The 11780-nt window shown below is 36.0% G+C and carries 7 protein-coding genes; 2 read left to right on the forward strand and 5 right to left on the reverse strand.

All coding sequences use genetic code 11. From position 1 onward, the window contains the following. Positions 1-404: 404 nt before the first annotated feature. From WJN01_RS13410 to WJN01_RS13425, 4 genes are all read right to left on the reverse strand, one after another. Positions 405-2960, reverse strand: coding sequence for an adenosylcobalamin-dependent ribonucleoside-diphosphate reductase (locus WJN01_RS13410; protein WP_445197670.1), 2556 nt, complete (start codon positions 2958-2960; stop codon positions 405-407). 188 nt (positions 2961-3148) lie between these two features. Further along, the gene (locus WJN01_RS13415) at positions 3149-4108 is read right to left on the reverse strand and encodes a DUF3078 domain-containing protein (RefSeq protein WP_445197671.1); all 960 of its coding nucleotides are present in this window, start codon (positions 4106-4108) and stop codon (positions 3149-3151) included. A gap of 71 nt (positions 4109-4179) precedes the next feature. After that, positions 4180-5358 (reverse strand): AIR synthase related protein, encoded by a 1179-nt coding sequence (locus tag WJN01_RS13420; protein WP_445197672.1) that lies wholly within the window; start codon positions 5356-5358, stop codon positions 4180-4182. Positions 5359-5442: 84 nt separating this feature from the next. After that, entirely contained in the window at positions 5443-7629 is a 2187-nt protein-coding gene (locus WJN01_RS13425) for a glutamine synthetase III family protein (RefSeq protein WP_445197673.1), read from the reverse strand. A 276-nt stretch (positions 7630-7905) separates the two neighbouring features. Here WJN01_RS13425 and WJN01_RS13430 point away from each other — a divergent pair, with 276 nt between their 5' ends. Further along, positions 7906-8928: a glutamine synthetase beta-grasp domain-containing protein gene (locus WJN01_RS13430; RefSeq protein WP_445197674.1), complete on the forward strand. Its 1023-nt coding sequence runs from the start codon at positions 7906-7908 to the stop codon at positions 8926-8928. A 138-nt stretch (positions 8929-9066) separates the two neighbouring features. Here WJN01_RS13430 and WJN01_RS13435 read toward each other — a convergent pair whose 3' ends face one another. Further along, positions 9067-10011, reverse strand: a complete 945-nt coding sequence (locus WJN01_RS13435; RefSeq protein ID WP_445197675.1) for a calcium/sodium antiporter — start codon at positions 10009-10011, stop codon at positions 9067-9069. A gap of 766 nt (positions 10012-10777) precedes the next feature. Between WJN01_RS13435 and WJN01_RS13440 the strand changes: the two genes are divergently transcribed. Continuing rightward, a partial coding sequence (locus WJN01_RS13440) for a hypothetical protein (RefSeq protein ID WP_445197676.1) occupies positions 10778-11780 on the forward strand: 1003 nt, incomplete at its 3' end.

Raw genomic sequence — 11780 nt, forward strand, 5'->3', positions numbered from 1 at the left:
TGCTTGAATAAAGGGTTATGAAGTATTGATTAAAAATATTCTTGATGGCTCATCGTTATTATAATTACCTATGCAGCAACTGTTTTCCATATTCGGTTTTTACAGGCCGCTTATCATTTGGTCATTTGTAATTAATATGCTCTTATGTTTTTTAAACTTGAATGCCATCACTATTCTATCTATAAAATTTCTTTTACTGATTACATTGTGGCACTTATTGGATGAAACACCTGTAAAACAAAAATTTGAATTCCTTGCAAAATCAGAAATCCCATCTTTAAAACTATTTGGCTTGATGTTTATTATAGATACTTGTTTAAGTATACCTTTTGTTCTATTGCTTTTAGAGTTTGTATAAAAAAGGGAAGCATGTAGCTTCCCTTTTTTATTTTATGTTAGTATTTCTAACCACATTTAGAAGACCCACAATCTTTACAGGTTAAACAACCTTCTTGATAAATTAAATTTTGGGATTTACAGTTATCACACTTCTGGCCTTTTGCTTGCGTGCCATCGGCCACGTAACGCTTTAATGCCCGCACTACACCATTTTTCCAAGTGTTTATTGACTCGCTATCCAACTGCAAACTGTTAATCAAATCTACAATTTTATCAATTGGCATACCATGTCGCAATGTACTGGAAATCAGCTTGGCATAATTCCAAAACTCCGGATTGAACTTATGTGAAAGCCCCTCTATCGTGGTTTTATAACCTCTTTTGTTTTTGTATTGAAAATCGTAACGTGAGGTTCCGTCTTCATTTCTGTTTTTAATGATTAATCCCGTATTCGCCCATCTTGGAATGAGGATACCATCCTCATCATCAGCCAGCCCCGTAAACACTTCGTATGGTTTTCCTTCAATTAAACCAATAAAAGCAATCCATTTTTCTTTGTTGTTTTGAAAGCGAACTACATCAGCCTCTAAAATCTGTGGACGTTTAATCGGGAATGTGGTCAATTTATCATCACCGGCTTCATCCTTTTTTTCATCGTTTGAAATAAGCACGCCCGAACGCGAGCCATCTCTATAAACCGTAACCCCTTTGCAGCCAACTTCCCAGGCTTTTAAATACAGTTCACCTACCAATTCCTCGGAAACATCATTTGGCAAATTAATGGTAACACTTATGGAATGGTCCACCCATTTTTGAATAGCCCCTTGCATGCTTACTTTGCTCAACCAATCCACATCATTGGATGTAGCCTTATAATATGGCGATTTTTTAATGAGCTTATCAATTTCTTCCTGTGTATAGTTGATTGAAGTATCTATATTATTCACCTCCATCCATTGTTTAAAACGGTGGTGGAACACCACATATTCTTCCCAAGAATCGCCAACTTCATCAACAAAATCTATACGAACATCTTTATCGTTTGGATTCACCTTTCTTCTTCGTTTATAGACAGGCATAAACACGGGTTCAATACCCGATGTGGTTTGCGTCATTAAACTAGTGGTACCTGTTGGGGCGATAGTCAATAGCGCAATATTACGTCTGCCATATTCCAACATTTCATAGTACAACTTGCTATCAGCTTCTTTTAATCTGTTGATAAACGGATTATTTTTTTCGCGCTCAGCTTCATAAATTGAAAACGAACCTCGTTCTTTGGCCAAATACACAGAAGAACGGTAGGCTTCAATGGCAATAGTTTTATGAACTTCTAACGAAAATTCATTTCCTTTCTTACTACCATACTGAATACCCAAAGCAGCCAACATATCGCCTTCTCCTGTAATACCAACACCTGTTCTACGCCCTTCTTGGGCTTTTCTTTGGATATTGAGCCATAAATTTTTCTCCGTTGATTTAACTTCATCCAACTCAGGATCTTCATCAATTTTTTTCAGGATTTTATCAATTTTTTCTAACTCCAAATCAATAATATCATCCATGAAACGCTGCGCAGCAGCCACATGTTTTTTGAACAAATCAAAGCTGAAAGAAGCCTTTTTCGTAAACGGATTCTCTACATAAGAAAATAAATTGATTGCCAGTAATCTGCAGGAGTCGTATGGACATAAAGGAATTTCACCACATGGGTTTGTAGATACCGTTTTATACCCCAAATCGGCATAGCAATCTGGAATAGATTCATTTATAATAGTATCCCAAAATAAAATCCCAGGTTCTGCGGATTTCCATGCGTTGTGCACAATTTTTTTCCATAGTGCCGTAGCTTCAATAGATTTTGAAACTTTGGTATTATCACTAAAAATGGGATATTTTTGAACATACTCACCGCCATTTTTAACGGCTTTCATAAATTCATCATCAATACGAACCGAAACATTTGCCCCAGTTACTTTACCCTGTTCCAGTTTTGCATTAATAAAATCCTCAGAATCGGGATGATTAATGGAAACCGACAGCATTAAAGCTCCGCGACGCCCATCTTGAGCTACCTCTCTGGTTGAATTTGAATAGCGCTCCATAAAAGGCACAATACCTGTTGATGTTAATGCTGAATTTTTAACCGGAGAACCTTTGGGACGTATATGAGACAAATCATGTCCAACACCACCACGACGTTTCATAAGTTGTACTTGCTCTTGGTCAATTTTCATGATGCCACCATAAGAATCCGATTCACCAGAATTACCAATAACAAAACAGTTTGAGAGCGATGCAATTTGAAAAGGATTGCCAATTCCAGCCATGGGGCTACCTTGTGGAACGATGTATTTGAAATCTTTAATCAAATCAAAAATTTCATCCTCAGTAAACGGATTTGCATATTTAGTTTCTATTCGAGCAATTTCCTTTGCGATACGCCTATGCATATCGTTTGGGGTAAGTTCATAAATATTTCCGTTGGAATCTTTAAGGGCATATTTATTTAACCATACACGAGCTGCTAAGTCGTCATTTTTAAAGTATTTCAGGGTAGCTTCAAAAGCTTGTTCTTGGGTGAAGGTCTTGAGGGAAGTTTGGGCTAGTTCTGCATTCATGAGATAGTTAGTATATTTTTAGTTAATTATGGATATAAATAAACCATAAATATACAATTTAAAACATGACAAAAGTCATAAAGTTTGCAGGGTTAATAAATTAAATATTTGATTTTCAAATATTTAAAAATTTATCAACATTAAAAAGTTAACAAATTTTTATAACAGTAGTAACCAGGGATTTGCTTCTAAAAATCTACCGCAACACCAACACCTAGCATTTGTTTCCACTGTAATTTGGCTCCAGCTTCATCAAACTCACCCTCTATTTCAGAAGGTTTTTTGGTCTTGATATCGTCATCATATCTTATATGAGAACCAAAGCTAGCTCTTACAAATTGGTTCACTTTAAAATCGAAATCCAATCTCCAATCCACATCAACATTTCCAAAATTATTTATATAATCCGAATACAGGCTTAATTGATTTTTTACATTGATATTTTCAGCTACCTCCATTTCATAACTATTGGTAAGCAAAATACCCACTTCCCTTCTTACGCGCTCGCCCGGTATAATTATATTTCCAGCCAGATCTAAAACTGCAGGCTTAACCCCAAAAGAGCCTGCATTTGCTAAATCTTTGTCCAAAACAAAAGTGGCCTTTAAAGTTAAGGGTGAAAAATACAATGACACCTTCTCTATTTCTTTACCGTATTCCATTCCACCACCAAAAAACAAATAACCCGGAGCCATAAATCGCGATATTGGCTCATCTGTATTTGGATACTTATAACCATTTGTTAATTGCGTTCTAAAATTAAGACGTGTTGAATAAAACCAATTGGACTTGGCCTCTGGTTTGTACCCTAGGTTAGAGTTTATTTCTAATAAATCATCTGTTTTTCTGATTTCCCGATCTTCCTGTTTGTTCACCCCATATTGTATGGTTGCATTATTTCTCCATGCAAAAAACTTATCGGCATAATTCGCAGATGTTTCAAAACCTAGAAGCCCAGAAATTGAATTTGCGCCACCAGAGTTCCAATTGACAAAGGCAACTTCACTTAAATCAAAAGAAGCTTTGTTTTTTTGAATCCATTGTGGACCTTCATATTTTTCTTGAACCTTCTTTATGAAGAGCGAATCGGGTTGTGCAAATGTGACATTGAAAACAAAGCAAGCTAAGAACAAAATAAGAAATCTCATAACGTGTTGGTTTGTATAAAAAATTACATTTTTATCAATAATCGTTCCACTTTATCGAAAAACATAAATAATTAGTAAATAAACTCACCAAACTCCGATTTTATTGTAAGCTTTTTGGTTTTTGATGCTTCAACCCTACCAATTATTTTTGCCTCTACCTTATAGAACTTCGATATTTCAATGATTTTCTCAGCAATTTCTGGTTTCACATAAAGTTCCATTCTGTGCCCGCAATTAAACACTTGGTACATTTCTTTCCAATTGGTTTTGCTTTGTTTTTGTATTAATTTGAACAGTGGCGGAATTGTAAACATATTGTCTTTTACAATATGAAATTGATCTATAAAATGAAGTATTTTAGTTTGTGCTCCGCCTGAACAATGCACCATTCCATGAACGGTTTCACTGTTAAATTCTGATAAAATTTTCTTGATAATCGGGGCATAGGTCCTTGTTGGAGATAACACCAATTTTCCCGCATCTATTGGCGAACCTTCAACACCATCAGTCAATTTAACACCTCCAGAATACACCAATTCATCTGGCACAGAGGCATCAAAACTTTCTGGATATTTTTCGGCCAAATATTTACTGAATACATCGTGGCGAGCCGAAGTCAATCCATTACTGCCCATACCTCCGTTATATTCCTTTTCATAAATAGCTTGCCCAAAACTTTCAAGTCCAACTATAACATCGCCTGCTTGAATATTGGCATTGTCAATTACATCGCTGCGTTTCATTCTGGCTGTTACCGTGGAATCAACAATAATTGTTCTTACCAAATCACCAACATCAGCTGTTTCGCCACCCGTGGAATGAATGGTTACACCAAAACTTTTTAACTCTGAAATCAACTCTTCAGTTCCGTTGATAATCGCCGAAATAACTTCACCCGGAATTAAATTTTTGTTTCTACCAATTGTTGACGACAGCATAATATTATCGGTTGCACCAACACAAAGCAAATCATCTATATTCATTATCAAAGCATCTTGTGCAATGCCTTTCCAAACCGAAACATCTCCAGTTTCTTTCCAATACATGTATGCCAAGGAAGACTTTGTTCCAGCACCGTCGGCATGCATCACTAAACAATAATCGTCATCATTTGTCAAATAATCTGGTACAATTTTACAGAATGCCTTTGGAAACAATCCTTTATCAATATTCTTAATGGCATTGTGAACGTCCTCTTTTGATGCCGAAACCCCGCGCTGGGCATATCTCTTAGAAACTTCTTGACTCATAATATTTTATTCTGCCGCAAATTTACTCCTTTGAAACAAAAAATCCCGCATTTTTTAAAGCAGGATTTTTAGAAGTTTTAAACACTATCGTGTAAATAACAATTCTCTATATTTTGTTAAAGGCCAAAGCTCATCGTCTACCAACAGTTCAAGCTTGTCGCAATGATATCGGATATCACCAAACAAGGTTTTCACTTTATTGCAATAAGCAACCGCCCTTTTCTCTATATCTTCCATAGTGTTTGCTTTTCGCCTTTCGTCAATCATTTTGGTAACATTGGCATTAATGCCCTCTATGTGGTTTGATATTTCCTCAATCAATTTCACCTGTTCTTTAGAAACAGCATCGAATTTTTTATCGAATATTTCCTTTAACCCTCTAACGTTTTCAATTAACACATTTTGATATTTAACGGCCGTTGGTACAATGTGATTTCTTGCAATATCGCCCAACACCCTACTTTCTATTTGAATATGCATGCTGTAGGCTTCAATCTCAATTTCATAACGCGCCTTGGTTTCAATTTTGCTCATAACGTTCATTTCCTCGAACAGCTTTATGGTTTGTTCTGAAACCCGAGCTTTTAGCGCTTCGGGCGTGGTTTTATTGTTGCTCAAACCTCTCCTTTTAGCTTCATCTTCCCATTCTTTTCCATAGCCATTGCCCTCAAATAAAATATCTTTAGTAGATTTAATGTATTCGCGCAAAACGTTAAATACAGCTTCATCCTTTTTAAGACCTTTTTTATCAATTAAGATATCAACTTCAACCTTAAAATCTTTTAATTGTTTGGCCACGATGGTGTTTAAAACCGTCATTGGATTTCCACAATTAGCCATGGACCCCACAGCCCTAAATTCAAATTTATTGCCCGTAAATGCAAATGGTGAAGTTCTATTTCTATCCGTGTTATCCAACAACACGTCTGGAATTTTACCCACTACATTAAGCTTTAATTCTGTCTTTTCTTGAGGTGACAATTTACCTTTTGTAACCCCTTCCAACTCCTCAAGAACTTTGGTAAGCTGCTCGCCTATAAAAACCGAAATAATGGCTGGCGGCGCTTCATTAGCACCCAATCTGTGGTCGTTACTCGCCGATGCAATGGCCGCCCTTAAAAGCGCTTCATGCTGGTGAACTGCCTTTATGGTATTTATGAAAAAGGTTAAAAACTGAAGGTTGCTCATTGGTGTTTTTCCCGGCGCTAAAAGGTTGACACCAGTGTCTGTTGAAAGCGACCAGTTGTTGTGTTTGCCAGAACCATTTATACCGGCAAAAGGTTTTTCGTGAAGCAGCACCTTAAAATTATGACGTGATGCCACACGTCCCATAATGTCCATCAGTAAAGAGTTATGGTCTACAGCTAAATTGGCCTCTTCAAAAATTGGAGCCACTTCAAACTGGTTTGGAGCCACCTCATTATGCCTAGTCTTAACAGGAATACCCAAAAGCATGCATTCGGTTTCCAAATCACGCATAAAATTTAATGCCCTATTTGGAATAGAACCAAAGTAATGATCGTCTAATTGTTGGCCTTTTGCTGCTGAGTGTCCCAGCAAGGTTCTTCCTGTTAATGCAATATCTGGACGACTGACTGCGAGTGCTTTATCAATCAAGAAGTATTCCTGCTCCCAACCCAAAGAGGAAGTTACTTTTTTTACATTTTTATCAAAATACCTACAAACTTCAGTTGCAGCATCGTCAACGGCATGCAACGCTCTTAATAATGGTGTTTTATAATCTAAAGCTTCACCTGTATAAGCAACAAATATGGTTGGAATACAAAGCGTTGTACCATAAATAAATGCAGGAGATGTTGGGTCCCAAGCCGTGTAGCCTCTAGCTTCAAAAGTATTACGAATACCCCCACTTGGAAAACTTGAAGCATCGGGCTCTTGCTGCACCAATTGACTTCCTCCAAATTTCTCAATAGCCATACCCTCTGATACTGTCTCAAAAAAGGCATCATGCTTTTCTGCTGTGGCACCAGTTAGGGGCTGAAACCAGTGCGTGTAATGGGTTACACCCTTTGAAAGCGCCCAATCCTTCATGGAAGACGCTACTTGATCGGCAATTACCCTATCAATCTTTTTTCCATATTGAACAGCACTCATCACACCTATGAAAGCATCTTTAGTTAAATACTGGCGCATAGCGTTTTCATTGAAAACATTTTTACCGAATAAATCGGAGCGTCTTTCCTTTTCCTCAATAACAACGGGTTTGTAAGCAAGCGATTCTTTTATGGCGTGAAATCTTAATGTGGACATTCTTAAAATCTTGTTAAAACGTTTGAAAATGAATTACTAGGCAAAAATAATTAGCAAAATCAAAAAAAACATCATGAGTCTAAATTTGTTGTTAACATTTTTTCAGTTTTTATATAAAATAATCATCTTTTTTTAAAATAATCCTTAAAAAAATAGGGTATAAATAAAAATAACTTAGACATTTATCAAAACACCCCCATAAAATTCATAGGTCATTCGAGAAATTATATATTTGTTACGCAAAAATTATTATTCAATTAAAATTAAATATTCATTATGGCAAAAATTAAATTAGAATATCTTTGGTTAGATGGTTATTACCCAACGCAAAACCTTAGAAGTAAAACTAAAGTAGAGGAGCACGAAAACTTTAAAGGCACTTTAGAAGAAATCGGAAACTGGTCTTTTGATGGATCTTCAACTAGACAAGCTGAAGGTGGTTCTTCTGATTGTTTGTTAGTTCCTGTTGCAATTTATCCTGATCCAGAGCGTATCAATGGATACTTGGTAATGACCGAAGTTATGAATGCAGATGGAACTCCGCACGTTTCTAACGGAAGAGCAACTATTGATGATGAGGATGATGATTTCTGGTTTGGTTTTGAGCAAGAATATTTCATCATGGATACTGCTACTCAATTACCTTTAGGCTTCCCTGTTGGAGGATATCCTGCTCCACAAGGTATGTACTACTGTTCTGTTGGTGGAAAAAATACTCACGGTCGTGATTTAGTTGAGGAGCACGCTGATTTATGTATCCAAGCTGGTTTAAACTTTGAAGGTATTAACCAAGAAGTTGCTTGTGGACAGTGGGAATTCCAATTATTTGCAAAAGGTGCAAAATTAGCTGGTGACGAATTATGGGTTGCTAGATATTTATTGGATAGATTAACCGAAAAATACGGATACTACATTGAGTATCACCCAAAACCACTTGGCAAAGATATGGACTGGAACGGTTCTGGTATGCATGCTAACTTCTCTAACTCTACTTTAAGAACTTGTGGCTCAAAAGAAGTTTACGAGAAGATATGTGAAGCTTTCCGTCCAGTTGTAGATGAGCATATCGCAGTATACGGCGAGTTCAACGATCAACGTTTAACCGGATTACACGAAACTGCCGCTATTACTGATTTCTCATACGGAGTGTCAGACCGTGGTGCCTCTATCCGTATTCCTTTAATCACTGTTAAGAAAGGATGGAAAGGATGGTTAGAAGACAGACGTCCAGCTTCAAACGGTGACCCATACAAAATCGCTGCAAGGATTATTAAAACGGTTAAATCTGCTAAGATTTAATTATTAAAAAATAAAGTTTTGTTCATACAAAAGGCTAACATTTAAAAGTGTTGGCCTTTTGTTTTTTTTTGATAATCTCAGAAAAAAAACAACTTACAAAATTGAAACAACATTTTTTCGGAAGCAGAAAAACGTAAACTATTTAGCCGTAAAAACAATAAACATAAAAACGGCATAGCCCAATACCAAAAAGAACCCTTTTAGCCTACTAATCTGTAATCTATTCGGTAAAAATATCAATGGAATTAAAACGGCCGCAAAACCAAGCATCCAAAATATATCATTGGAAAGTATTTGGGGCTCTGTTACCGGAATCGGTTTAATAATAGCGGTTAGACCCAAAACAGAACCTATATTAAAAATATTAGACCCAATTAAGTTCCCCAAAGAAATGGCCTTTTCCTGTTTTGCGGCTGCAATGACAGATGCCGCCAATTCTGGCACACTGGTACCAATGGCAATTAAAGACACACCTATTACGGCTTCACTAACCCCTATAGACCTTGCAATATCTTTAGAGCCATCAACCAACCATTCACTACCAAAATAAAGGGCTGAGGCACCAATAAGTAGCCACAATACAATTTTAAAATTGGAAACTATGGCGAGTGCTTCATTGACCTCCTCTGGAATAGCATCTTTTTTGGCACTTTTTATAAGCAAAACCAAAAATGCCACAAGCCCTAGAAATAAAATTCCACCCTCAAGTGCCGAAAGTATGTTGTTGTTTTTCAAAAAGTAATATAGCATAATTGAGAACACCATCATTACTGGCCAATTCAACCTATAAAATGACCTATCAACACCTATAGAACCTACAATTGCCGTGAGCCCCAAAACCAAGCCAATATTGGCAATGTTTGAGCCTACAACATTATTTATAGCAATGGCTGGTGAACCCGATAAAGCAGCTTGCAAACTAACCAATAATTCTGGAGCAGATGTGGCAAAAGAAACAACCGTCATACCTATTACCATCTTGGATATTTTAAATTTAAATGACAATGCAACGGAAGACCTAACCAAAAACTCTCCGCCAACTACCAACAAAATAAATCCCAGAACTACCCAAACTATACTCATAAATGTTTTTTATGCGAAGATAAATTAAAGTAAAAAAGTTACAGGTTAAAAGTCATAATATTTATTTCACGCAAAACCTATAGATATTTTCAAAAATCAATTTTTCCATTTTTAAAAAGACGAATCTGTAAAAATCCTCTGTTTTGAGAATGAAAGTCCCCTTGAATTTTAAAATAGAGACCAAAAACAGTCTATAATTATTTCATTTATAAATAAAAATAATCATATATATTACAATTAATAACTTATTTAAAGACATATTTATAATTATAGAAATCAATTACATTTTTTTACTTACATTTTAGTATTTAAATTCATCGATTTTCATAAAATTCCTTGGCGGTCATATTAGTAAATATATATCTTGAAAAAACATTAGCACAACTAGTCCATTTACTAACCTTTAAAACCTTAAAATTATGATTACGCTTGCAAAACTTATAATTGGTGTAATTCTCTTTATTATTTCAATTATTTAAACCTACAAAATGTAAAACTTAGTCTAGAATAAGTTTTACTATTTTTGCATCATGAAAAAGCAAGCTTTCAAATTTATAGCTAAGGTTAATAAAATCATTTTCCCAAGCTTATCAAGACAGAAAGTTGATTTGGCAAAAGCCAGTAAATTACAAATGGTCATAATTGCCTGGCGATGGTATATTACCAAAAATGCATTAGATTGATTAAATTCGCATACTTAAAAAAGATTAACTGACAAAAAGTAACGTCAACTAGCCCGCCCTAACCCTACTATTATTACTTGTTTATGAACAAAGTTTTTCTCCTTTTCATGTTAACTTTAATTTTTGCGCTTAAGTTGCATGCCCAGAAATCTGTAATCCGTACAACGTTTTTCCAAAATGGTGTTTTGCACAAAGACCAGAATATCTTCTCTGAATCCATTGAAGAATTTAAAGAAAATGACCAATGCACAGTAATCGAATATGTCGGTAAGGATGTTTATAAGATTAAATATAAAGGTATTGTAGGTTTTGCGGCCTTTGACGACTTAGAAGTTACTGAAGAAATGATGGACCTCTATTATGACTTTCAGGAGAGAGAACGAATTAAGGCCATTGAGGAGCGAGAAAACAAGGAAAAAGAACTTGAGCAGGTATCAAATGAAAAGGAATACCTAGAAATAAAACGCAAAGACTCCATAGCAAAAGCACAAGAAGAAAAACGTTTGGCACTCATTGCTCAAAGGGAAAAGGATTCCATTGCTAAAGTTATGGAGATAGAAAGGCTCAAAATTGCCGAGCAAAAAAGACTGGATTCCATTGCTAAAGCTAAGGAGCTGCAACGGCTCGCCTTTCTGGAGAAAAAACGCAAAGACTCCATAGCAAAAGTACAGGAAGAAAATAGACTGGCACTCATTGCTCAAAGGGAAAAGGATTCCATTGCTAAAGTTATGGAGATAGAAAGGCTCAAAATTGCCGAGCAAAAAAGACTGGATTCCATTACTAAAGCTAAGGAGCTGCAACGGCTCGCCTTTCTGGAGAAAAAACGTAAAGACTCCATAGCAAAAGTACAGGAAGAAAATAGACTGGCACTCATTGCTCAAAGGGAAAAGGATTCCATTGCTAAAGTTATGGAAATAGAAAGGCTCAAAATTGCCGAGCAAAAAAGACTGGATTCCATTACTAAAGCTAAGGAGCTACAACGGCTCGCCTTTCTGGAGAAAAAACGTAAAGACTCCATAGCAAAAGTACAGGAAGAAAATAGACTGGCACTCATTGCTCAAAGGGAAAAGGATTCCATTGCTAAAG

This window comes from Tamlana sedimenti (genome assembly GCF_038148895.1).
Lineage (GTDB): Bacteria > Bacteroidota > Bacteroidia > Flavobacteriales > Flavobacteriaceae > Tamlana.